Consider the following 24,131-nt stretch of genomic DNA (forward strand, 5'->3'; position numbering starts at 1 on the left):
ACCCCGCATGCAACAACGCCCGGCCAAGGCCGGGCGTTGTGCGTTCAGTAGATCCACGCCATGCGTGGATGGGCCATCAGAACCCGCAGAAGCAATACGCCAGCGACTTCACCGGTGCACCGTTGCCCTTCTCGCGGGCCGCGTTCTCAACGAAGCGCAGCTGCGTATCGATTTCCGGCATCGTGCGCGCCAGCATCATCCGGCCCACGCCGGAATCGGCCAGCATCCAGGCGCCGGCGTGGCTGCCAGCGAAGCCGCTGACGAACTGCGCGAACGGCGTCGCCGCCTTCTCGATGTAACGCACGCGGTACTTGTCGGTCGCGCCCAGCTTGGCCCGGCCAGCAGCGTCAGCCACGGCGTCCTTCAGGCCACCGAAGGCATCGACCAGACCGCGCTCCTTGGCCTGCGCACCGCTCCAGACGCGCCCACGGGCCACTTCGTCAATCGCCTCGACCGGCTTCTTGCGGGCCTCGGCAACACGGCCGGTGAAATCGGCATAGCCCTTGTTGATCACCGACTGGATGACCTGGCCCACCGCCGGGTCCATCGGCCGGGTGACGTCGAAGGCACCGGCGAAACGGGTAGTGCCGACGCCATCGGTGTGCACGCCGAACTTGTCCAGCGCACGGCTGAAGTTGGGGATCATGCCGAAGATGCCGATCGAACCGGTGATGGTCGACGGATCGGCATAGATGCGATCGGCGTTCATGCTGATCCAGTAACCACCCGATGCAGCGAGGTCACCCATGGACACCACCACCGGCTTGCCCGCAGCCTGCAGGGCCACCACTTCGCGACGGATCTGCTCGGAGGCGTAGACCTCGCCACCCGGCGAATCCACACGCAGCACCACAGCCTTGACGTCGTCATCGTCGCGCGCCGCGCGCAGCAGCGCCGAGGTCGATTCACCACCGATACGGCCGGCCGGCAGATCGCCGCCGCTGATTTCACCGGAGGCCACCACCACGGCGACCTGCGGACGGGAATCAACCGGGTTGCGACGCGCATCGAGCTGGGCCATGTAGGTGCCGAAATCGATGTTGCGGAAGCCGCCGTCGGCGTCTTCGTCAGCCACGCCGCGCTCGATCATCAGATCCTCGAATTCCTCGCGGGTCTTCAGCGCGGTCACCAGCTTCTGCTGCAGGGCGAACTTGGCCAGGTCGCCGCCGGCGGCAGCGACGCCTTCAGGCAGGGTGTCGATACCGGCCGCCAGCTGTGCCGGATCCAGGCGGCGGGCCTTGGCGATATCGCCGAGGTAGCGCTGCCACACATCGTTCATCCAGAACAGATCGGCTTCCTTGGATGCCGGCGATGCCGCGTCGAGCACGTACGGCTCGGCGGCCGACTTGTACTCGCCCACCTTGAACAGGTGCACGTCCACGCCCAGCTTGTCCTGCAGGCCGGTGCGGAAATACTGGCGGTAGCGACCCAGGCCTTCCAGCACCACCGAACCCATGGGGTCCAGGTAGACCTCGTCGGCCTGTGCGGCAAGCAGATACTGCGACTGCCCCATGCTCTCGCTGAAGGCCACCAACTGCTTGCCCGAAGCGCGCAGTTCCTGCAGCGCGGCGGACACTTCGCGCAGCGAGGCGAAACCGGACGGCTGCAGCTTGTCCAGTTCCAGCACCACCCGCTCGATCTTCTTGTCATCGCGCGCGCTCTCGATCACCCGGATCAGATCGCGCAGCTGCACTTCCTCGGCACCGTTGTCACCGACGGCCTTGGCCAGCGCGCGGCTGACCGGATCGGCACTGTACTGCTCGACCAGGCGGCCTTCCGGCGCGATCACCAGGGTGGTGCGGTCCTGCAGCGCCTTGCTGGCACCAGCGCCCATGCCCGCAGCGACGATGAACATCACCAGCACCAGCAGCAACAGGCCGAAGAACACCAGGTTGAGGATCAACCGGCGGGTGAAATTCATCACGTCCCACAGCCCGATGAAGAAGCTGGCGACAGGATTGCGGTTCGCCGGGGGCAGCGGCGGCACGGGTTGGTTCATGGAGCACTCCGGATGGCTTCTTGCCGTGGTAACAGCATAGCCGGTGCCGCGTGAGGCAGCATCGGACACAAGTCAGGGGATCGCCAGTCACGGTTGCCCGGGACCGGCGTGATGTCAGGCCAGCGTGGACTGGCCAATGCGTTTGCTGCTGCGGCTCAGGCGCCAGCCCATCAGGATGGCGGCGGCGGTCAGGCCGACGATCAGGCCGATCCACATGCCCTGCGGCCCCATGCCCAGGCCCAGGCCGAGCCCGGCGCCCAGCGGCATGCCCAGGCCCCAGTAGGCGAACATGGCGATGAACATCGGCACGCGGGTGTCCTTCAGGCCGCGCAGCGCGCCGGCCGACAGCACCTGGATGCCATCGGGGAACTGGAAGGTGGCCGCGTACAGCAGCAGGGTCGAGGCCAGCCCAGCCACGGCCAGGTCGTTGGTGTAGACGCCGACGATGGCGTCGTGGCCGAACAGCAGTGCCGCCGCCGACAGCGTCTGCGTACCCATGATGATCGCGTAGCCGGCCCACGCCGCACGGCGCACGCCGAAGCCATCGCCACGGCCAACCGCATGGCCGACCCGCACGGTGGTCGCCTCGGCCACGCCCATCGGGATCATGAAGCACAACTGCGCCACGTTGATCGCGATCTGGTGCGCGGCCGCTTCATTGGCGCCCAGGCGACCAATCAGCAATGCGGTGACGATGAACAGGCCACCTTCCATCAGCACGGTGATGCCGATCGGCAGGCCGGTGCGCAGCAGGTCCCAGATCGCTGACCAGCGCGGCCCCTCGAAGTGCGAGAACAGCTGCAGGTGGGCAAAGCGCTTGGTGAACCACAGGTAGGTACCAAAGGCGATCGCCTGCAGCCACATCATCACCGCCGAGGCGATGCCCAGGCCTTCAGCGCCCATTTCCGGGAAGCCCAGCTTGCCGTTGGCCAGCACGTATCCCATCGGCGCCAGCACCAGCAGGCCACCAAAACCGAGCAGCATGGTCGGCAGCGTCCAATGCATGCCTTCACTGAGGTAGCGCATGCAGAAGTACAGCGTCAGCGCCGGGCCACCCCAGCGCACCGCATGCAGGAAGGCCGTTGCGCCGGGCACGATGTCCGGGGCGATGCCGAATGCCGGCAGCAGCGGCGGCACCACGGTGAGGAAGGTGAACATGATCAGGCCCAGGCCCAGCGCCAGCCACAGCGCCTGCCGGAACAGCGGGCCGATCTCGCGCTCACGGCCGGCGCCATGCAGCTGCGACACCGAGGCGGTGAGGGAGATCAGCGTGCCGATCGGGATCAGCATCGGCAGCCACAGCAGCGCAGTGCCGATGGTCACTGCGGCCAGGGTGGATGTCGCATGGTGGCCGGCAATCACGTTGTCGACGAAGGAGATCAGACCGGTGGAGACGTGCCCGAGCACAAGCGGCAGGGCAAGCAGACCGGTAGCGCCGACTTCCTTGCTGAAGCGCGGCGTGGAGGTTGCAGTAGACATAAGGTGCTTGACGCGAACTACGGTTGCGCGCGAAGGGCACAGGCACCGGGTTGCGGCCGGCCATCTTACGCGCGCCGGGCGGTCATTCCCATGACTGCCCCATAAAGGGGACGGAGGGAATTAAGTCGTATCCGGCACAGTCGAGCCAAAAACGACTTAATTCCCTCCGTCTCCTTTTCGCTTATTGGCCGGCCTGGCGCTTGAGCCAGGTGTCGCGTTCGGCGGCGGGGACCGTCAGGAATGCGCTGCGTACGCTGTCGCGTTCCTGCGGCGGCGTGCGCTGGGCGACCAGGGCCAGCTGCCCCAACTGCGACGGACTCAGCTGGCGCAGCACAGCAAGCATGGCGTCGCGCTGTTGCGGCGGTACGAAGCCGAACAGGCCGTGCAGCTTGGGGAATTCGGCGCCCAGTTGCGGGCCCAGCCGCCAGCCTTCGCGGAAGGCCTGGTCCTGTGCCTGGAACTGCGCGCGCAGGCGTTGCTGCTGGTCGGCCGGCAACGCGGCGAAGCGGGCGGCGGCCTGGCGGATGCGTTCGCGCTCGCCCTCGGGCAGGGCGCGCCACGCGGCGTAGTCGCTGCGGCGCTGCCGTTGCTGGGCGGGATCGAGTTGCGCGAATGCCGCCGCGGCAGTGGGCACCGCAGTGGGCGCGGCCGATGGTGTTGCCGACGGTGCGGGCAGCGGCACGTTCACTGATTGCGGAGCGGCCGCCAGCGACAGCGGCAGGGCCAGCAGCAGGCCGGCGAAGAGGAGCTTATTCATCGGCAGCAGAGGTTTCCAGCGCTGCGCCGACCGGTTCCGGACGGGTCGGCTTGGGTTGTGACTCGTCCACCGGCAACGGGCCACCGGCGGCACTCCAGGCATGCATGTCGGCCTCGGCCAGCAGCGGGTAATCGCGGTCGGCCAGCATCGCGGCATCTTCGCTGGCCTGCGCATCGCTGCCCGCAGCGGGGCGGACATCGCTGGCTGGCAGCGCCTCGACGGTGACCGGCCCGGCCTCACCCACCACGCCTTCGGGCAGGGGGCCATCGGCAGTCAGCGCACGGCCCTGCCAATGGCGCCAGCCCAACGCAGCCAGCAGCAGCACTGCCACGGTGATCAACAGGATCACCGGGCCACGCCAGCGCGGCTTGGCATTGGGGCGGCGACGCTTGCCGCTTGCAGATGCGCGTTCGTCGCGCGGCGGTGCACGCCAGCTGGACGCAGGCGCCTGGTTGTTGGCCGCTGGCGCGGACGGTTGCTGCAGTTGCTGCAGGCGCTTGGCCGGCAGGTCGCGGACACGCAGCTGCACCTGTTCGGCCAGAGCGCGCCATGCAGCGGCGTCGGGCTGGCCATCGGCATCGCGTGGGCAGGCCGTGGCCAACAGGCGCTGATAGCCTTCTTCGTCGACATCCAGAACGCGGGTGGCGATGCCCTCGTCCAGACTGCCCCCCACCCGCAGCAGCAGGGCCAGCCGCGGCAAGGGGGCCATCTCGCCCAGCGCGGCCAGCGACGGTGGCCACTGCCCGGTGGCCGGCTCGCGCAGCGCCTGGCGCTGGCCCAGCAGGGTCCAGAAGCGGCTGGGCCACTGTGCCATCGGCAGGTCGCTGGCGACCGCGGCGAAGGCGCGCATCACCGCCACCAGCGTCTGTTCGGCACGGGCGGGGTCACCGCACTGCAGTTCGGCCACGACCAAGGCACGGCGTTCGACGCCACGCAGAAATGCCGACAGCGCGCCGGCCGCGGTCGAGGAAACAGGGGCGGGCACAGCCGTCATCGGTCACTCCAAAGGTCTGCCGGCATGATAGCGGCAGCCCATCACTGCCCGGCAGGACTTGCGATTGCAGACGCTTTCTGCTGCAGGTTGTGCACAGCACCACGCGGGAACCGGGCGATTCCTGCGTGAATGGCTGAATTCACCCTGTTTCAGCAATGTTTCACACTTAAGTTGTTGATTTCAATTGAATTTAAAGTGTGGCTATTTTTTGACCAACCGAAGCGTGAGGCCGTCGCCATCGGCCTCATACGGCGCCATGAGCCGCTAACGCACAGACTTATCCACAGAAGATGTGGATAAGACTGAATCTCCAATAGACACCGATATTTAGGTGACATTTATGATTCGCCGGAGGGCATGCCAGTCGCATCTGCCACTGCCATGCGCCCTCGCATGGGCCGTTACACTGACCCGATGCTCGCCCCTGAATCCGGCCCTGTCCCGACCCTGCAGGTCGCCCTGCCCGTGCCCCTGCCGCGCCTGTTCGACTACCTGCCACCGCAGGGCGAAGGCCCGACGGTAGCGGTCGGCTGCCGGCTGAAGGTGCCGTTCGGCAACCGCGAACTGATCGGCGTGGTGGCCGGCCACGGGCAAACCGAGGACAGCCAGGGCCTGCGCCAGGCACTGGCCTGGTGTGACACGACACCACTGCTGCAGGGCGAGTTGTGGCAGAGCCTGCAGTGGCTGGCCCGCTATACCCACGCCCCCTGGGGCGAAGTACTGAGCACCGCCCTGCCTGGCCCGCTGCGGCATGGCGAACCGCTGCCCGACACCCATCACTGGGGCTGGCAGCTGACAGCCGAAGGCCATGCCCAGCGCGAGAAGCTGCGCGCCGGCAGCCGTCCACGGCAATTGGCCGAGCTGCTGGCCGAAGCCGTGGTGGACGAAGATGTCCTGTCCGCACGCATGCAGGACTGGCGGGTGGCCGCACGCAGCCTGGGCAAGCGCGACCTGGCCGAGCGCATCGCCCTGAGCGTGGCGCCGCAGCACGCCCAGCCCCTGCCCGGCCCCACCCTCAATGCGGAGCAGGCCGAAGCGGTGGCCGCGATCACCGCCGCCGAAAGCTTCCAGGCATTCCTGCTGGACGGGGTGACCGGCAGCGGCAAGACCGAGGTCTACCTGCAGGCCATCATCCATTGCCTGGCGCAGGGCAGGCAGGCCCTGGTGCTGGTGCCCGAGATCGGCCTGACCCCGCAGACCCTGGCGCGCTTCCGCGGCCGTCTCGGCATCGCCGTGCACGCGTTGCACTCGGGGCTGACCGACAACGAACGCGCGCGGGTCTGGGCTGCGGCCTCGCGCGGCGAAGCACGGGTGATCGTGGGCACGCGTTCGGCGGTGTTCATTCCGCTGCCGCAGCCCGGCCTGCTGATCGTGGACGAAGAGCACGACGGCAGCTACAAGCAGCAGGACGGCATCCGCTACCACGCACGTGATTTCGCTCTGGTGCGGGCCAAGGCGCAGGGCATTCCTGTGCTGCTGGGCAGCGCCACGCCGTCATTGGAGACCCTGCACAACGCCTATGCCGGCCGCTATGCGCACCTGCGCCTGAAACAGCGCGCCGGTGATGCCCGACCGCCGCGCGTGCGCATCCTCGACGTCCGCAAGCGTCCGCTGCGCGATGGCCTTTCCGCCGACGTACTGGCCGGCATCGGCGAACACCTGCAGCGTGGCCAGCAGGTGCTGGTGTTCAAGAACCGCCGTGGCTATGCGCCGGTGCTGCTGTGCCACGACTGCGGCTGGACCGCACCCTGCAACCGCTGCGATGCACCGATGACCGTGCATGGCGGTGGCCGTCGCCTGCAATGCCATCACTGCGGTGCGCGGCAGCCGGCACCACTGGCCTGCCCCGCCTGCGGCAGCCTGGCCCTGCAGCCACAGGGCATCGGCACCGAGCGGCTGGAAGAACACCTGGTCAGTGCCTTCGCCGATTTCCCGGTGGTGCGCATCGACCGTGGCACCACCGCCCGCCGCGATGCGCTGGAGCAGCAGCTGGCCAAGCTCGGCAACGCGCCCGGCATCCTGGTCGGCACGCAGATCCTGGCCAAGGGCCACGACCTGCCCAAGCTGACGCTGGTGGTGGTGGTGGGCATCGACGAAGGCCTGTTCTCGGCCGATTTCCGCGCCAGCGAAAAACTGGCGCAGCAGCTGATCCAGGTAGCCGGCCGCGCCGGTCGCGCGCGCGATCCGGGTGAAGTGTGGCTGCAGACCCATCATCCGGGCCATCCGCTGCTGGAGACACTGGTGAACGGTGGCTACCACCCGTTCGCGCAGGCCGAACTCAACCAGCGCCAGGCAGCCGGGTTCCCGCCCTTCGCGCACCTGGCATTGATGCGTGCCGAAGCGCAGCAGGTCGAGCATGCCAACGCGTTCCTGCTCGCTGCGCGGAAACTCCTAGGTGAAAAGGACATGGTGGAGGCCTACGGGCCGATGCCGGCGCCGATGCCACGCCGTGCCGGTTATCAGCGCACGCAGCTGCTGCTGTCGGCGGCACAGCGGCCGCCGCTGCATGGGGTACTGGCACAGCTGGTGCCGCAGTTGTACGCGCTGCCGGAGGCACGCAAGGTGCGCTGGTCGCTGGATGTGGATCCGACGGATCTGTACTGAGGGCAATGCGCTGGGGTCAGAGCCCACCCGCTGGGTGGGATCCGACCCCGATGGCTTGAGGTCGGATCCCTTTCCGCAGAAAAGGGCTCTGACCCCGAACGTCGCGCCTTCGCTTACGTCATCGGTGACATCACGCCGCGCTGGTACGCCGGGCGTTCGCGCAGGCGTGCATACCACTCGGCCAGGTGCGGCAGGTCCGGGCGCTGGATCGGCAGTTCGAACCAGGCGTAGATCAACGAGCCCAACGCGATGTCACCCATGGCGAACGTGTCGCCCGACAGCCACGGCTGCTTGGCCAGGGTTGCGTTGGGCAGCGCCAGGAAATCACCGGCGCGCACGATCGCTGCATTGATGCGCGCCTCATCGCGGTCGGCCGGTGCGGTGCGCATGATGCCCCAGATCAGTTCGGAGTACAGCGGCGCCATCCGCGAGGTGCTCCAGTCCATCCACTTTTCGGCCTGGGCGCGCTCCATCGGATCTTCGGCATACAGCGTGCCCAGCGAATAGCGCGCACAGAGGTAGCGCACGATGGTGTTCGACTCCCACAGCGGCAGGCCGTGGTCTTCGATCACCGGCACCAGGCCGTTCGGGTTCATCGCCACGTACTCCGGCGACTGCGTGCCACCGTGGCTGCCACCCACTTCGATGGACTCGTACGGCAGGCCGATTTCCTCGGCGCACCACAGCACCTTGCGGACGTTGCTGGAATTGCGGCGGCCCCAGATCTTCAACATGCGGGTTTCCTTGCGTGCAGCAGTGCGCCGCGATGGCGCGGAGCCGCTACGATACGCCCATCCGCAGGGAGAGACGACATGACCGCATGGGATGCAGTGAACTACACGCTTCTGGCAGCAGGACTGGTGATGCTGGTGCTCGGGTACCGGCGCTCGAACCGCAACATGCTGCTGTGCGCCGGCGTGCTGCTGCTGGCCTTCAATGGCGTTGAAGACTTCGCCAACGGATTTGCGGAAGGCTATGCCGGCTCCAGCGCACGTACGCTGTAGCCACACCATGTCTTCTGCAGTGCTGCGCGACCGGCACACGCTGGGCAACGCCCGGCGCTACCGGTTCTTCTTCGGCAGCGCGCGTACGTAGGAGGACTTACCGTCCTTCTTCAGTTCGAACAAACCGATCGCCGCAAGCAGGTCACTGAGTTTGCCGTAACCGTAGTTGCGCGGATCGAACGAGGCCTGGTTGCCGATCTGGCTGCCGACCGGACCCAGGTGCGACCAGCCATCCTCGCCTTCTGCCGAGGACACCGCACGGCGCAGCATCTTCACCAGACGCGTGTCGCTGCGCATTTCCGCCCCGCTCTTGCGTGGGCGCGCATCATCGCTGGTGGCCTGCTCGCTGGGCGCCTGTCCGTTCGATGATTGTTCGTTCGCTGCCTGCTCCACATCCTGCACGCTGGCGTGGGTCTGGCCCAACGCTTCGAGGTAGGTGAACTTCGAGCACGCGTTGACGAAGGGTTCCGGGGTTTTCTTTTCGCCGAAGCCATACACCTTCACGCCATCGGTCAGCAGGCGCATCACCATCGGGGTGAAGTCGGCATCGCTGGACACGATTGCGAAGCCATCGAGGTTCCGCGCGTACAGCAGATCCATCGCGTCGATCACCATCGCCATGTCCGACGCGTTCTTGCCCTTGCTGTAGGCGAACTGCTGGATCGGGCGGATCGCGTACTCGTGCAGCACCGCCTCCCAGCCTTTCAGCCGAGGGCTCTTCCAGTTGCCGTAGGCACGGCGGACGTTGGCCACACCGTAGCGCGCGACCTCGGCCAGGACTTCGTCGATCTTCGAGGCCGGTGCATTGTCGGCGTCGATCAACAGGGCGATGCGCTTTTCCGGTTCGCTCATGGACTCCTCACGGGCAGTTGCCTGAACCCGAGTATCGCCGATCCCGATGCACGCTGACGTGACAAGGAGCGGCCGTGCGAAGATGCCAGGCACTTCCCCCATGCCCCCCTGGAGTGAGTCGATGAGTCGTGATCGCGTCCCCCACCTGGTCGTTGTCGGCGGCGGTTTCGCCGGCCTGTGGGCCACCCGTGCGCTGGCCCGCGAACGCATACGCATCACCCTGGTCGACCGTCGCAACCACCACCTGTTCCAGCCGCTGCTTTACCAGGTGGCCACCGCTGGGCTGTCCGCTCCGGATATCGCCGCACCGCTGCGCCACATCCTCGGCCACCAGCGCAACGTGGAGGTGCGGCTGGGCGAAGTGGTGGCCATCGACAAGCAGGCCCGCCAGGTACGCATGGCCGATGGCAGCACGCTGGACTACGACAGCCTGCTGCTGGCCACAGGCGCCACCCACGCCTACTTCGGCCACGACGAATGGGCGGACGATGCGCCCGGCCTGAAGACCCTGGACGATGCCATCGCCCTGCGCCGCAAACTGCTGCTGGCGTTCGAACGCGCCGAAGCCGAACCGGACCCGGAAAAGAAGGCGGCATGGCTGAGCTTTGCCGTGGTGGGGGGGGGGCCGACCGGGGTCGAGCTGGCCGGCACCCTCGCGGAAATCGCCCGACATACACTGCGCAATGAATTCCGCCACATCGATCCGGCCAGCGCCAAGGTGCGGCTGGTCGAGGCCGGTCCGCGCGTGTTGTCCACCTTCCCCGAAGTGCTTTCGCTGAAGGCACGCCGGCAGCTGGAAAAGCTGGGCGTGGAAGTGATGACCGGCACGCCGGTGAGCCACATCGATGGACAGGGCTTCAAGCTGGGCGACCAGTTCGTGCCCGCGCGCACCGTGGTCTGGGCCGCCGGCGTGGCCGCCTCACCGCTGGCGCGCACGCTGGACGTGCCGCTGGACCGCGCCGGTCGCGTGCAGGTGCAGCCCGACCTGACCCTGCCTGGTCATCCGGAACTGTTCGTGGCCGGCGATCTGGCCGCACTGAACCAGGCCAACGGCAAGCCGGTACCGGGCGTTGCGCCTGCCGCCAAGCAGATGGGCAAGTACGTGGCGGACGTGATTCGCGCGCGCCTGCATGGCAAGGCAGCACCCGGGCCGTTCAAGTACGCCGACTTCGGCAACCTGGCCACCATCGGCCGCATGGCCGCGATCGTGCACCTGGGCAAGCTGCAGTTGTCCGGCGTGCTGGCCTGGTGGTTCTGGCTGGCCGCGCACGTGTTCTTCCTGATCGGGTTCCGCAACCGCGTCGTGGTGCTGTTGAACTGGGCGGTGGCGTACTGGAGCTACCAGCGCAGCGCGCGGATCATCTTCGGCGATGACCGCGAAGACCGGCGACCGAAGCGGTAGGTACTGCCGTGGGTGACCTCTCGACCGACAGAGTAGAGCCACGCCATGCGTGGATGAATTTCTGTGCAGGCCGCAGGGAGCGTAGCCACGCATGCAGTGGATTCACCGTTTCATCGGGCCGCCGGGCACACGCCGTTTCGACCATGCCCGGCAGAAATCCTCCTTCCTCGCGGTGTCGGCAATCTGCGCCGCACTCCAATGCCGGGTGATCCAGATCGTCAGTGCGCTGCTGCTCAGGTGCCAGCGCAGCATGTCGTGCTGCGGCTGCCGCATCAGGTGGCGGCGTGCAACCCAGAACGCTTCGCGCTCGATATCAGTCGCTTTCTTCAGCGCTCCAGGATCGAAGAACCGCGTCGTGAAGCTCCATGGATTCATCGGCTGGAATCCCATGCGCGGCTCACCGCTGCATGCGGCCACACCACTGGGCGCGCGATCAGCCGGCTGCGGCCAGCCTTCCACCATCGCCAGCCCCAGCAGGTACAGTAGGCCGGGCAGCAGCGCGATACCGGCTGCCAGCAGGACGACCGAGAGCCACGCTTTACCGGCGGCGCGCATTGCTCACTCCGCCTTCGGCTTCGGGTACCACAGCGCGTTGACGATGACCCAGCGCTGCTCGAAGCGGCCCATGTGGAAGTAGTCGACGAACCACGGGGTTTCCAGCCGCACCGATGCGGCGTTGCCGGTCACGTCCAGCACCGTGCAGCGGCGATCCCATTGATCTTTCGGGGTCTTCAACGCGCCCTGCTTCGTCAGCGCAACCAGCTCTTCCTTCGACATCCGGCGCAGGCCCAGGCGCTCGTCCGGTGTATCACCGAGCACCGCGCGCTTGGCCAGGTCCGGATGCAGGGAGCGGGCGACGCGCTGCGGGTCGGCTTCCAGTTGACCGTCGACGTAGTCGTGGCAGGTGGCTTCGATGGCTGCGATCGTGGCGGCGTCGGCGGCGGGGCTTGCTGCTGCGGAAAGTGCGAACAACAGGGCAACGGTGGACATCCGGGTCTCCAGCGCTGAGGGCTGGGCGATCATGGCATGGCCGGACGCGCCCCATCCAGGCATGGTGTGGATCTACTGCAACAGCCACGCCAGTTTGCGTTCGCGCGGCTGCCGCTTGAGCTCCCATTCGGCGCGCGAGGCCGCTGCCCGGTCCGGGTACTCACGCACCGCCAGGACCCGCAGTGGCGGCCGCGACCGGGTGTAGCGGGCCCCCTTGCCGGCCTGGTGGGCAGCAAAGCGGGCCTGCACGTCGGTGCTGATGCCGGCGTAATAGCTGCCGTCGCGGCATTCGAGCAGGTACAGGAACCACGGGCGGGAGGGCGAAACCATGGCCGGATTATGCCGTGCTGCACTGCAGCGGATATACTGGCGACCGAATGCAGGAGAGAGGCGCCGCGCTGGCGCCCGCCGAAGGCGCAGGCTCCCATGATCGCTCAGGCCGGTGGGCTGGAATCCCACCAACCATGCATTCGACTCGCCGAGCTGGAGAGAGGTCACCGGGCACGCCCGGGACGATCCGCCGAAGGGGCACGCGGCTCACGCCGCTGAACTCTCAGGCAAAAGGACAGCGGGAGCGGCACCGGTCATCGTCATCCCGTCATTGCGCAGGCAGTGGCGGTATGTGCGCATGGCCGGCCCCACCGCGCCCGGAGCTTGTCCCATGCTGCTGTCCATCATCTACCTGATCGCCATTTCCGCCGAAGCCATGACCGGTGCCCTGTCTGCCGGCCGCCGCCGCATGGACCTGTTCGGCGTGGTCATGATCGCCTGTGTTACCGCCCTCGGTGGCGGCTCACTGCGCGACATCCTGCTCGGCCATTACCCGCTGGGCTGGGTGAAACACCCGGAGTACCTGGGCTTCACCGTGTGCGCGGCACTGATCGCCACCTGGGTGGCGCGCTGGATGCATCACTTCCGCCGCACCTTCCTGGTGCTCGATGGCCTGGGCCTGATCGCCTTCACGTTGATCGGCTGCTCGATCGCGCGCGAGGCCGGCCATGCACTGCCGATCGTGCTGATCGCCGGCATGCTCACCGGCGCCTTCGGCGGCGTGCTGCGCGACATCCTCTGCAACGAGGTGCCGTTGATCTTCCAGAAAGAGCTGTACGCCATCATCTCGCTGCTGACCGGTGCGGTGTATCTGCTGTTGCTGCACTGGGGCGTGGCCGATGCTACGGCGATCCTGTGCTGCTTGGGCGGTGGTTTCGCCGTGCGTCTGCTGGCCATCCACTACCGCTGGGAAATGCCCAAGTTCGTGTACCACGACGAAGTGCATTGAGCGGCGCGGGCCGGCACTACCGGCGGGGTGGCATGACCAAGGTCACGCGGCGACCGCCCGCGTAAACCGCTACCATTGGCGCCCCGTCGCACGCGCGACGGCATCCAGCCACGCCGCGCCTGCGGCCCCGCCAGACAATCCCCCTCCCCCGCTGCCCGTGGCCCTTCGTGGTGCCGACGGGCCCGCATGACCCTGCGTGCACGCAGGGCGCAGGATGCCCATGTCTGTCGCCGAAAATTTCCGCTCACCTCGTGCCCGCCTGCTGCTGGTCGTTGCCGGTCTTGCCCTTGTCGCTGGCCTGGCGTGGTGGCTGTGGCCGCGGGTCGAGGCGGGCAGTGGCGAAGCCGGCAGCGGCAAGACGGTGCCTGTACGCATCGCCCTTGCCAGCGCCGAGCCGCTGGTGCTGCGGATGAAGGCGGTCGGTACGGTCACTCCGCTGCACAGCGTGGTGGTGCGCAGCCGCGTGGACGGCGAACTGATGCGCCTGCATTTCCAGGAAGGTCAGCAGGTCAACGCCGGCGACCTGCTGGCACAGATCGATCCCCGCCCCTATCAAGTGAAGCTTGCGCACGCACAGGGTACGCAGCAGCAGAACCTGGCCGAGCTGGAGAATGCCGAGCGCCAGCTGCAGCGCTACCGCGAACTGCAGCGACAGAACTACGTGTCGGCACAGGAACTGAGCGACCAGCAGAGCAAGGTACGGCAGCTGCAGGGGCGCCGCCTCAGCGACCAGGCATCGGTGGACGAAGCACGCCTGCAGTTGCAGTACACGCGCATCATCGCCCCGGTCAGCGGCCGTGTCGGCCTGCGCCGGCTGGACGTAGGCAACCTGGTGCACGCCAGCGATACCGAAGGCCTGGTCACGCTGGCGCAGACGGCGCCGATCAGCGTGCTGTTCACCGTGCCCGAGCCGGAGCTTCCCGCCCTGCTCGATGCCGTGCAGGCGCAGCCGGCGCTGGCGGTGGAAAGCTGGGACCGCGAAGAACGACGGCAGCTCGCCAGCGGCACCCTGTCCAGCGTCGACAACCGCATCGATACCGCCACCGGCACGCTGAAGCTGCGCGCGCAGTTCGACAACGCCGACCAGGCGCTGTTCCCCAACCAGTTCGTCAATGTGCGCCTGCAGCTGGGTGAGCATCCCGCGCTGCTGATTCCCGATGCCGCCGTGCAGTTCGGCAGCCAGGGCAACTACGTGCACATCGTCGACAAGGACAACAAGGCACAACGTCGCTCGGTGGTGCTCGGTCCGGCCGACGACGGACGCGTGGCGGTGCGTTCCGGCCTGGTGGCTGGTGACAAGGTGGTGATCGAAGGCATCGACGGGCTGGAAGACGGCACCGCGGTGGAGATCATCACCGAGGAGGCATCGACCAGGGCCGGCGCATGAACCTCTCGCGCGCCTTCATCCTGCGCCCGGTCGCCACCACCCTGCTGATGGTGGCGCTGCTGCTGTCCGGGGTACTGGCCTATCGCCTGCTGCCGGTGGCGGCGCTGCCGCAGGTCGACTATCCGATCATCCAGATCACCACGCTGTACCCCGGTGCCAGCCCCGAGCTGACCACGCGCACCATCACAGCGCCGCTGGAGCGCCAGCTCGGGCAGATTCCCGGCCTGAAACAGCTGTCGTCCACCAGTTCCGGTGGCGCCTCGGTGATCACCCTGCAGTTCGGCCTGGAGGTGTCGCTGGGCGTGGCCGAACAGGACGTGCAGGCGGCGATCAACGCCGCCGGCAGCTTCCTGCCCGGCGACCTGCCGGTGCCGCCGGTGTATCGCAAGGTCAATCCGGCCGACACGCCGATCCTGACCCTGGCAGTGACCTCGCAGGGCCTGTCACTGCCCCAGGTGCATGACTTGGTCGATACCCGCATCGCCCAGCGCTTGGCGCAGTTGCCGGGTGTGGGCCTGGTCAGCCTGGCCGGTGGCCAGCGCCCCGCCGTGCGCATCCAGGTCAATCCGGCCGCGCTGGCCGCCAACAACCTGGGCATGGACCACATCCGCACAGCGATTGCCGCAGCCAACGTCAACCTGCCCAAGGGCAGCTTCGATGGCCCGATCCGTGCGGTGATGCTCGATGCAAACGACCAGATGCGCAGCGTTGCCGAATACCGCGCACTGGTGCTGGCCTGGCGTGAGGGCGCACCGCTGCGGCTGGGCGATGTCGCCACCATCACCGACGGCGCCGAGAACCGCCAGCTGGCGGCATGGAGCGGCACCACACCGGCGGTGCTGGTGAACATCCAGCGCCAACCCGGCGCGAACGTCATCGCCGTGGTCGGACAGGTGCGTGCGTTGCTGCCGCAGCTGCAGGCCACGCTGCCGGCCGGCGTGCAGATGACCGTGCTCAGCGACCGCACCGAATCGATCCGCGCGTCCGTGCGCGGCGTACAGAAGGAACTGGTGCTGGCCATCGCGCTGGTGGTGCTGGTCACCTGGGTATTCCTGCGCAACCTGCCGGCTACGCTGATTCCCAGCGTGGCGGTGCCGCTGTCGCTGATCGGCACATTTGCGGTGATGCTGCTGGCCGGCTATTCGCTCAACAACCTCACGCTGATGGCGTTGACCATTGCCACCGGCTTCGTGGTGGACGATGCGATCGTGATGCTGGAGAACATCGCCCGCCACTTGGAAGACGGTGAAAGCCCGCGCGAAGCGGCGCTGAAGGGCGCCAGCGAGATTGGTTTCACCCTGGTATCGCTGACGGTCTCGTTGATCGCCGTGCTGATCCCGTTGCTGTTCATGGCCGACCTGGTGGGCGCGCTGTTCCATGAGTTCGCAGTGACGCTGGCGGTGGCCATCGGCATTTCGCTGCTGGTGTCGCTGACCTTGACGCCGATGCTGTGTGCGCGCTTCCTGAAACCACATGCCAAGGGGTCAGCGCCCCACGGGGATCTGACCCCGCCCGGGTCGGATCCGGTCAGGGCTCCGACCCCGAAGCGCGACGTGTTCGATCGCATCATCGCCCTCTACGACCGCCAGCTGCGCTGGGTACTGCAGCGCCAGCCACTGATGCTGTTGGCAACCGTGGCCACGCTTGCGCTGACGGTGGCGCTGTATTTCGCCGTGCCGAAGGGCTTCTTCCCGGTGCAGGATGCCGGCCTGATACAGGGCATCAGCGAAGCCCCGCAGGCGATCTCGTTCCAGGCCATGCGCGAGCGCCAGCTTGCCCTGGCCACGGCCATTGAACAGGACCCGGCCGTGGCCAGCCTGTCTTCCTACATCGGCGTGGACGGCAACAATGCCGCCCTCAACACCGGCCGCCTGCTGATCGAACTGAAGCCACACGGCGAGCGCGAGGGCGCCGACGTGGTGATGGCGCGGCTGCAGCAGCGCGTGGCGAGGATTCCCGGTATCACCCTGTACCTGCAACCGGTGCAGGAGCTGGGCATCGAAGACCGCATCAGCCGCAACCAGTACCAGTTCACCTTGACCACGCCGGACCTGCAGACGCTGGAAACCTGGACGCCGAAACTGTTGCAAGCGCTTCGCCAATCGCCGGCGCTGCGTGATGTGGCCAGTGACCTGCAGATGCAGGGCCGGCAGGCCAGGGTGAGCATCGACCGCGATGCCGCCGCACGCCTTGGCGTGAGTGTGGAAGCGGTGGCCGACGCACTGTACGACGCCTACGGGCAACGGCAGATCTCGACCATATTCACCCAGGCCAGCCAGTACCGGGTGGTGCTTGAGGCCGATCCCGCGCGGCAACCGGGGCCGGAGGCGATCAGCGGCCTGCGCGTGCGCAGCAGCAACGGCCAGACCGTGCCGCTGGGCGCGGTGGCGCGCGTCGAGCAGGGGCCAACGGCGCTGCTACGCAACCATGTCGGTCAGTTCCCGGCGGCCACGCTGTCGTTCAACCTTGCGCCCGGCGCATCGCTGGGCGAAGCGGTGGATGCCGTGCATGCCGCGCAGGCACAGGTGGCATTGCCGCAGAGCATCGAGCTGCGCCTGCAGGGCGCGGCGGCGGCCTTCAGCAGTTCGCTGTCGAGCACGCTGTGGCTGATCCTGGCGGCGGTGGTGGTGATGTACATCGTGCTGGGCGTGCTCTACGAGAGCTTCATCCACCCCATCACCATTCTTTCCACCCTGCCCTCGGCGACCGTGGGCGCCCTGGCCGCGTTGTGGGTGAGCGGACGCAGCCTGGACCTGATCGCAGTGATCGGCATCGTGCTGCTGATCGGCCTGGTGAAGAAGAACGCGATCATGATGATCGACTTCGCGCTGGACGCGCAGCGCACGCGCGGCATGAGCCCGCGTGAGGCGATCCACCAGGCGGCGCTGCTGCGCTTCCGGCCGATCCTGATGACCACCCTGGCCGCGCTGTTCGGCGCGGTACCGCTGATGCTGGCCAGTGGCTCGGGCGCCGAGCTGCGGCAGCCGCTGGGGTGGGTGATGGTGGGTGGCCTGCTGGTCAGCCAGGTGTTGACCCTGTTCACCACGCCGGTGATCTACCTGGCCTTCGACCGGCTGCAGCGTGGCCGCGCGACAGCACCGGCAACCGCTGGCGAGGCCGGCGCATGACCCCTGTGGCACGCCTGGCACAGGCCTGCGTGCAGCGTCCGGTGGCGACCCTCCTGCTGGCGGTGGCGCTGGTACTGGCCGGCCTGCTGGCGCTGCGCCTGCTGCCGGTGGCACCGCTGCCGCAGGTCGACTATCCCGCCATTGAAGTCAGTGCCAGCCTGCCCGGCGCCTCGCCCGAATCGATGGCGGCCACCGTGGCCACGCCGCTGGAGCGTGCGCTGGGCAGCCTGCCCGGCATCTCGCGCATCGACTCGGCCAGCACCCAGGGGCAGACCGAGATCGAGCTGAAGTTCGTGCTCGGCCGCGATATCGACGAGGCCGCGCGCGAAGTGCAGGCCGCGATCAACCTCGCCCGCGGCCAGCTGCCCAGCGGCATGCCGGGCATGCCGCAGTACCGCAAGGTCAATCCGTCGCAGGCGCCGATCCTGGCGCTGGCGCTGACCTCCGATACGCTCTCGCCGGGCCAGCTGTACGACCTGGGTTCGACTGTGCTGGCACAGAAGCTGTCGCAGGTGCCGGGCGTGGGCGAAGTGCAGGTGGGCGGCAGCGCGCTGCCGGCGGTTCGCGTGTCGCTGGACCCCAATGCTCTCAATCACGCAGGCCTGGCACTGGAAGACGTGGCACAGGCGATCAGCCGCGCCAATGCAGTACGCCCACTGGGTGCGGTCGCAGGCGCGCAGCAGCACTGGCAACTGGAGGCGCCGCTGCAGCTGCGCCAGGCCGCGCAGTATCGCCAGCTGGCGCTGAAGTCCAGCGATGACCGCCTGCTGCGGCTGGGCGATGTCGCTGCCGTCGTCGATGGCGTGGAGGACCGCTATGCCAGTGGCTTCCACAACGAACGCCCCGCCGTGCTGCTGATCGTCAGCCGCCAGCCCGGCGCCAACATCATCGCCACCGTCGATGCCATCCAGGCGCAGTTGCCGCAGCTGCACGCCCTGCTGCCCAGCACGGTGGACATGCGCCTGGTGATGGACCGCTCGCCGGTGATCCGCGCCACCCTGCACGAAGCAGAAGTGACCCTGCTGCTGGCGATCGCGCTGGTGGTACTGGTGGTGCTCGGCTTCCTCGGCCACTGGCGCGCAGCACTGGTGCCAAGCGTGGCGATTCCGGTGGTGCTGTTCGGCACGCTGGCGTTGATCGCGCTGATGGGCTTCTCGCTCAATACGCTCTCGCTGATGGCCCTGATCGTGGCGGCGGTACTGGTGGTGGACGACGCCATCGTGGTGCTGGAGAACATCGCGCGCCATCGCGAACTGGGCGCCGACCGCTGGCAGGCGGCGGTGCGCGGTGCATCGGAAGTGGGCGCTACGTTGCTATCGATGAACCTGGCGCTGGCAGTGGTGTTCGTCTCGATCCTGTTCCTGGACGATTTCGTCGAGCGCCTGTTCCGTGAATTCTCGCTGACCCTGGTGGCGGCGATGACGGTGTCGGTGCTGGTGGCACTCAGCCTGGTGCCGATGCTGTGCGCGCGCCTGTTCGTCGATGACGCACAACAGCCCACGCGCTGGCAGCGCGGCAGCAATGCGCTGTTCGAGCGCGTGCGTGGCGCCTATCTGCGCACCCTGCAGGCCAGCCTGCGGCAACTGCGCTGGCCATTGCTGGCCTTCGTGGCAGTGATCGCACTCAATGCCTGGCTGTTCCAGCAGGTACCCAAGGGCATCGTTCCGCAGCAGGACACCGCACAGCTGCGCGGCTTCGCGCGTGGCGATGACGGCCTGTCCTTCCAGGCGATGCAGCCGAAGATCGATGCCTACCGCAGACTGCTGCTGTCCGACCCGGCCATCGAGGACATCATCGGGTATATCGGTGGCAGCAACGGGGTCAACAACGCCTTCATCATGATCAAGATGAAGCCGCTGGCCGAGCGCGGTGTCTCCAGCCAGCAGGTGATCGATCGACTGCGTGCGCGCCTGCCCAAGTTGCCTGGGGGCAACCTCTATCTGTGGGTGGACCAGGACATCCGCCTGGAAGGCGCCGGCAGCAGCGGCAAGTACGAATTCCAGTTGCTCTCGGCCGATACCGCGCCACTGCGCCAATGGGCACCGAAGGTCGCTGCTGCGCTGCGTGGCCTGCCGGAACTGGTGGACGTGGAAGCGCAGGGCGAGGCCGGCATGCGCCAGGTGATGCTGGACATCGACCGCGAGGCAGCGGCGCGCCACGGCGTGGACCTGCGCACCGTAGCCAACATGCTCAACAACGCCTTCAGCCAGCGCCAGGTCGCGACGTTGTACGACAGCCTCAACCAGTACCGGGTGGTGATGGAGCTGGACCCGAAGCACACCCAGGACCCGGGCACGCTGGCACGGCTGCAGGTGATCGATGGCAGCGGCCAGCGCATTCCCCTGTCGAGCATCGCCAGCTGGCGCTATGGCATGGCGCCGGACCGCGTGTACCACAGCGAGCAGTTCGCCTCGATCTGGATCGAGTTCGCGCTGGCACCCGGCGTGGGCCTGGAACAGGCCACTCGGGCGATTGATGCGGCGATGGCCAAACTGATGCTGCCGCGCTCGGTGCAGGCCAAGCTGTCCGGCGAGGCCGGCGGCCTGGAGCAGCTGCGTTCGCGCCAGTTGTGGCTGGTACTGGGTGCGACGCTGGCGGTGTACCTGGTGCTGGGCATCCTCTACGAGAGTTTCCTGCAGCCCTTGGTGATCCTGTCCACGCTGCCGTCGGCCGGCATCGGGGCGCTGTTGGCGCTGTGGCTGTTCGGCAACGAACTGAACCTGATCGCCCTGCTCGGCCTGTTCCTGCTGGTGGGCGTGGTGATGAAGAACACGATCCTGCTGGTCGACTTCGCCCTGGCCGGCGAACGCCGCGGGCTGAGCGCGCAGGATGCGGTGATGGAAGCGGCACGACTGCGCCTGCGGCCGATCCTGATGACCTCGCTGGCGGCACTGCTGGGTACGTTGCCGCTGATGCTGGCCAACGGTGAAGGTTGGGAGCTGCGGCAGCCGCTGGGCATCGCCATCGTCGGCGGGTTGCTGGTCAGCCAGTGGTTGACGCTGTACACCACGCCGGCGATGTATCTGGCGTTGGCGCGAGTACGGGCGGGGCGGTGAGCCGGTCGGCTTCATCCACGCATGGCGCGGATCTACTGCGGCCATCGCCGGAGCGGGTTTCACACCACCCCGGCGATGTACCTGGCGCTGTCGCACATACGCAGCGCCAGGCGCATCGCCGGTGCAGACGGGCCGGTCTCCAACTCCGACCGGCCCTGATCGCGGCCGCACCCCCGCAGGCGCTGGCCGCCATCCACACACGTGCCGCACTCAAGCGGCTTCGGACACCTTCACTTCACGGCGGGCGCGCACGGCAGCGGCGAGCCGCTCCAGCACCTGCACGGTGGTGTCCCAATCAATGCAGCCATCGGTGATGCTCTGGCCGTAGACCAGCGGCTGGCCTTCGACCAGCTCCTGGCGGCCACCCACCAGATGGCTTTCAATCATCACGCCGACGATGCGCTGCTCGCCGTCTTCCAGCTGGATGGCGATGTCTTCGATCACCTTCGGCTGGTTTTCGTGGTTCTTCAGGCTGTTGGCGTGGCTGGCATCGATCATCAGGCGCGTCGGCAGCTTGGCTTTGGCCAGTGCCTGACAGGCATCGGCCACGCTGGCCGCGTCGTAGTTCGGCTGCTTGCCACCACGCAGGATCACATGGCAGTCCGGGTTGCCGGTGGTGGAGACGATGGCCGTGCCACCCTGCTTGGTGACCGACAGGAAGTGATGCGGATTCGAGGCTGCGCCCACGGCATCAGCGGCGATCTTGACGTTGCCGTCCGTGCCGTTCTTGAAGCCAACCGGGCACGAGAGCCCCGACGCAAGTTCACGATGCACCTGGCTTTCGGTGGTGCGTGCGCCGATCGCGCCCCATGCCACCAGGTCGGCGATGTACTGCGGCGAGATCACGTCGAGGAACTCGACGCCGGCAGGCAGGCCCAGCTTGTTGATGTCGCGCAGCAGGCCGCGGGCGATGCGCAGGCCCTTGTCGATCTTGAAGCTGCCGTCCAGGTCCGGATCGTTGATCAGGCCCTTCCAGCCCACCGTGGTGCGCGGCTTCTCGAAGTACACGCGCATGACGATTTCCAGCTCGCCGGCCAGCGCATCGCGCAGCGGCTTCAGGCGCTGTGCGTACTCGATGGCGGCTTTCGGATCGTGGATCGAGCACGGCCCGACCACCACCGCCAGGCGGTCGTCGCGGCCATGCAGGATCTGGTGCAGGGCGGCGCGCGAAGCGCTGACGGTGTCGGAGGCTTCTTCATCGCAGGGCAGCATCGCCAGCAGCTGGGCAGGCGGTGTCAGCGGTTCGATGGTGCGGATACGCAGGTCGTCGGTGTGCGGGGGCATGGTGAGGGGTCTCTACGGAACGTTGGGGGTCCGCAGCGTGGCGACATGAAAAAAGCCGCCAGGTTCGCTGGCGGCTTTCGGGAATGCGTCTGAAGCTTTCTTCAGGGTGAGCGCAATCCTTCCTCCGCCGGGGGCTTCGGAAAGTAATACCAATAAAAGCTGGCGTGGGCTGCGTTCATGGGATCTATTGATAACACAGGGTTTTGGCGGGTGCCAACTGTTTCATCCGCAACTGCGGGCGCGGTTCAGCGGACTATCGGCCGCCATGCACTTCCACATCCAGCAGCAGCGTCTCGTGGATGTCGACCCAACGCTCCACCACGCGGTCCAGTTCCTGCCTGGCCTCATCAAGCTGTTCGGGGTTGAGCATGGACCTGGCCGTATACAGATCGGACACCAGCTGCCGCAGGGTGGCTTCCTGGATGGCCACCACCGGCCCTTCCAGGCCGGGCACCTGCAGCGCTGGACTGCTGCCCAGCGCTCCGTACAACGTCACCTGGATCTTGCTCTGCATGCTCGACTTCCCTGCGGGTGGACACGGCCGAGCGCCATCTTTACCCGGAATGGATGACACGCGCATGTGCCACGAGGGTGCTGGAATGCCGTCCGATGAGGCGATGGCGCATGGGGTTGCCGGCCAGCGGCCGGCACTACCGGGAAACGCGGGTGAACGGTACGGTGCTACAGCGAGCGCAGCGCGCGCTTGCGGATGTATGTATTGGCTGCGCTGTCGTGCGTTGACTGCCACCGTGCGCATACATCGCGCACCCATCCGGGCTGGCTCTTGCCGGCGTCGTTCAGCCAGTTGCCGACCGAGTCCTGCACATAGCGCTCGGGATCGTCAGCAAGGGCCTCCAGCAAGGGCAACGCGTGCTCGGGTTGCTGCTTGAACAGCGCAATGTGCGTGGCCCACACACCGCGGGGGCGAAGCGCCTCACAGGCGAAGCGGCGCTGATTCGGCGAACGCTGCAGCGTCCAGGGTTGCAGCAGGGCAAGCGCTTCCAGCGGCTCGGCGACGATATCGCTGCGCAAGGCCAACCATGCCCATTCGCGCACACCGAAGTGCGGATCATCTGCCAGTGGACGCATCGCCTGCAGCTTGCCGGCCAATGTCGCCTGCGCGTCGGCACCGATCAGATAGCAGGCCCATCCGCGCACGGTGTCCGAGGGATGCGCCTGCCAGCAGTGCACGTCACCCTGCCCTGCCTCGCGCAGCACCGCTGCGGCCAATGCCATGCGCTGGGTGATTCCCTTGCCTGCAGCGGCGCGCATGCGCTGCATGGATGCCTCGGGCAAGGTTGGTGCCACCGCCTGCAGCAATGCGGCGAAATCCACTGCGAGGCACTCGGCCAGGTGCGTGCTGGATACGCTGCCCGCATTGAGTGCCTGCAGGCGTGCCGTGCCGATGGTGCCGCTCATGTGCCTGTTTCCTGGCCTGCGTCGGTGTGTCGCCAGACTTTTTCCAGCAGCAGCGACAACTGCGCCTGCTCGCCGGAATCAAGGCCGTTGAACAGTCCGCCGATCCATTGTGTGTGCTGGTCGAACAGATCGCCGGCCAAGTGCTTGCCGCGGGCAGTCAGCACGATCTGCAGGCGGCGGCCATCCTCGGCATCGCTGCGCCGCTGCAGCAGGCCGTCCCGCTGCAGGCCATCAAGCAGCCCGCTGATGGTGGCGCGGGTGACGCCAGCGCGCTCGGCCAACTCGTGCGGAGGCAACGTGCCACCAGCACCGTGCAGCAGGAACAGCACAATGAAACGGCCCTCGCTGAGGCCGTGCGGCGCCAGGCGTGAAGCGCAGTCACGGTCGATCGCGCTGGACAGCGAAAGCAGCTGGAAGCACAGGCGCAGCTGGGCCAGGTGGGGATCGCCGCGACGGCCAGCCTCCTGGATGAGAGCCGTGTGTTTTGCTTCAAGCAT

General features: G+C 67.3%; 20 protein-coding genes and 2 riboswitches. Of the genes, 7 read left to right on the forward strand and 13 right to left on the reverse strand.

Translation table 11 applies throughout. From position 1 onward, the window contains the following. Positions 1–76: 76 nt before the first annotated feature. The 4 genes from sppA to CLM74_RS19020 form a co-directional block, all read right to left on the reverse strand. Entirely contained in the window at positions 77–1,999 is a 1,923-nt protein-coding gene (sppA, locus tag CLM74_RS19005; RefSeq protein ID WP_025879397.1) for a signal peptide peptidase SppA, read from the reverse strand. Between the two features lie 114 nt (positions 2,000–2,113). Then, positions 2,114–3,478, reverse strand: a complete 1,365-nt coding sequence (locus tag CLM74_RS19010; RefSeq protein WP_032976478.1) for an MATE family efflux transporter — start codon at positions 3,476–3,478, stop codon at positions 2,114–2,116. 181 nt (positions 3,479–3,659) lie between these two features. Next, the gene (locus CLM74_RS19015; RefSeq protein WP_105164729.1) at positions 3,660–4,235 is read right to left on the reverse strand and encodes a DUF3106 domain-containing protein; all 576 of its coding nucleotides are present in this window, start codon (positions 4,233–4,235) and stop codon (positions 3,660–3,662) included. After that, complete coding sequence (locus tag CLM74_RS19020; RefSeq protein ID WP_080149737.1) at positions 4,228–5,229, reverse strand: hypothetical protein; 1,002 nt, start codon at positions 5,227–5,229, stop codon at positions 4,228–4,230. Before CLM74_RS19020 ends, CLM74_RS19015 begins: the two co-directional genes overlap by 8 nt. 393 nt (positions 5,230–5,622) lie before the next feature. Here CLM74_RS19020 and CLM74_RS19025 point away from each other — a divergent pair, with 393 nt between their 5' ends. Beyond that, positions 5,623–7,833, forward strand: coding sequence for a primosomal protein N' (locus CLM74_RS19025; RefSeq protein ID WP_105164730.1), 2,211 nt, complete (start codon positions 5,623–5,625; stop codon positions 7,831–7,833). A 113-nt stretch (positions 7,834–7,946) separates the two neighbouring features. On the opposite strand, the gene CLM74_RS19030 is transcribed toward CLM74_RS19025, so the two are convergent. After that, positions 7,947–8,567 carry a glutathione S-transferase gene (locus CLM74_RS19030; protein WP_105164731.1) on the reverse strand — a complete coding sequence of 207 codons (621 nt, stop codon included), beginning with the start codon at positions 8,565–8,567 and terminating at the stop codon, positions 7,947–7,949. Positions 8,568–8,645: 78 nt separating this feature from the next. On the opposite strand from CLM74_RS19030, the gene CLM74_RS19035 reads away from it, so the two are divergent. Continuing rightward, positions 8,646–8,837: a hypothetical protein gene (locus CLM74_RS19035; protein ID WP_025879391.1), complete on the forward strand. Its 192-nt coding sequence runs from the start codon at positions 8,646–8,648 to the stop codon at positions 8,835–8,837. A gap of 57 nt (positions 8,838–8,894) precedes the next feature. Here CLM74_RS19035 and CLM74_RS19040 read toward each other — a convergent pair whose 3' ends face one another. Beyond that, positions 8,895–9,689 carry an NYN domain-containing protein gene (locus tag CLM74_RS19040; protein WP_025879390.1) on the reverse strand — a complete coding sequence of 265 codons (795 nt, stop codon included), beginning with the start codon at positions 9,687–9,689 and terminating at the stop codon, positions 8,895–8,897. A gap of 121 nt (positions 9,690–9,810) precedes the next feature. Here CLM74_RS19040 and CLM74_RS19045 point away from each other — a divergent pair, with 121 nt between their 5' ends. Beyond that, positions 9,811–11,091: an NAD(P)/FAD-dependent oxidoreductase gene (locus CLM74_RS19045; protein ID WP_099785558.1), complete on the forward strand. Its 1,281-nt coding sequence runs from the start codon at positions 9,811–9,813 to the stop codon at positions 11,089–11,091. A 102-nt stretch (positions 11,092–11,193) separates the two neighbouring features. On the opposite strand, the gene CLM74_RS19050 is transcribed toward CLM74_RS19045, so the two are convergent. From CLM74_RS19050 to CLM74_RS19060, 3 genes are all read right to left on the reverse strand, one after another. Further along, positions 11,194–11,646, reverse strand: a complete 453-nt coding sequence (locus CLM74_RS19050) for a hypothetical protein (protein ID WP_105164732.1) — start codon at positions 11,644–11,646, stop codon at positions 11,194–11,196. Between the two features lie 3 nt (positions 11,647–11,649). Further along, complete coding sequence (locus CLM74_RS19055; protein WP_032952085.1) at positions 11,650–12,081, reverse strand: nuclear transport factor 2 family protein; 432 nt, start codon at positions 12,079–12,081, stop codon at positions 11,650–11,652. 72 nt (positions 12,082–12,153) lie between these two features. Next, a complete protein-coding gene (locus CLM74_RS19060; RefSeq protein ID WP_032952084.1) occupies positions 12,154–12,411 on the reverse strand; it encodes a GIY-YIG nuclease family protein in 258 nt (85 codons plus the stop codon). Positions 12,412–12,451: 40 nt separating this feature from the next. Beyond that, positions 12,452–12,541: riboswitch (glycine riboswitch) on the forward strand. Positions 12,542–12,554: 13 nt separating this feature from the next. Continuing rightward, a riboswitch (glycine riboswitch) is annotated at positions 12,555–12,658 on the forward strand. Positions 12,659–12,742: 84 nt separating this feature from the next. Here CLM74_RS19060 and CLM74_RS19065 point away from each other — a divergent pair. From CLM74_RS19065 to CLM74_RS19080, 4 genes are all read left to right on the forward strand, one after another. After that, on the forward strand, positions 12,743–13,360 hold the full coding sequence (locus tag CLM74_RS19065) for a trimeric intracellular cation channel family protein (protein WP_032952083.1): 618 nt from the start codon (positions 12,743–12,745) through the stop codon (positions 13,358–13,360). A 220-nt stretch (positions 13,361–13,580) separates the two neighbouring features. Next, positions 13,581–14,747 (forward strand): MdtA/MuxA family multidrug efflux RND transporter periplasmic adaptor subunit, encoded by a 1,167-nt coding sequence (locus CLM74_RS19070; protein ID WP_105164733.1) that lies wholly within the window; start codon positions 13,581–13,583, stop codon positions 14,745–14,747. Further along, on the forward strand, positions 14,744–17,875 hold the full coding sequence (locus CLM74_RS19075) for a multidrug efflux RND transporter permease subunit (protein ID WP_105164734.1): 3,132 nt from the start codon (positions 14,744–14,746) through the stop codon (positions 17,873–17,875). The genes CLM74_RS19070 and CLM74_RS19075 overlap by 4 nt, the downstream gene beginning before the upstream one ends. Beyond that, positions 17,872–20,931, forward strand: a complete 3,060-nt coding sequence (locus CLM74_RS19080) for an efflux RND transporter permease subunit (protein ID WP_105164735.1) — start codon at positions 17,872–17,874, stop codon at positions 20,929–20,931. The genes CLM74_RS19075 and CLM74_RS19080 overlap by 4 nt, the downstream gene beginning before the upstream one ends. Before the next feature lie 210 nt (positions 20,932–21,141). Here the strand turns inward: CLM74_RS19080 and CLM74_RS19085 are convergent, their stop codons facing one another. From CLM74_RS19085 to CLM74_RS19100, 4 genes are all read right to left on the reverse strand, one after another. Next, on the reverse strand, positions 21,142–22,215 hold the full coding sequence (locus tag CLM74_RS19085) for a 3-deoxy-7-phosphoheptulonate synthase (protein WP_105164736.1): 1,074 nt from the start codon (positions 22,213–22,215) through the stop codon (positions 21,142–21,144). Between the two features lie 253 nt (positions 22,216–22,468). Next, the gene (locus CLM74_RS19090) at positions 22,469–22,729 is read right to left on the reverse strand and encodes a hypothetical protein (RefSeq protein WP_025878654.1); all 261 of its coding nucleotides are present in this window, start codon (positions 22,727–22,729) and stop codon (positions 22,469–22,471) included. 167 nt (positions 22,730–22,896) lie between these two features. After that, positions 22,897–23,634, reverse strand: a complete 738-nt coding sequence (locus tag CLM74_RS19095) for a DNA alkylation repair protein (RefSeq protein WP_105164737.1) — start codon at positions 23,632–23,634, stop codon at positions 22,897–22,899. After that, on the reverse strand, positions 23,631–24,131 hold the full coding sequence (locus CLM74_RS19100) for a MarR family transcriptional regulator (protein WP_105164738.1): 501 nt from the start codon (positions 24,129–24,131) through the stop codon (positions 23,631–23,633). Before CLM74_RS19100 ends, CLM74_RS19095 begins: the two co-directional genes overlap by 4 nt.

Origin of the sequence: Stenotrophomonas sp. MYb57, assembly GCF_002966815.1 — a bacterium.
GTDB classification, from domain to species: Bacteria; Pseudomonadota; Gammaproteobacteria; order Xanthomonadales; family Xanthomonadaceae; genus Stenotrophomonas; species Stenotrophomonas indicatrix.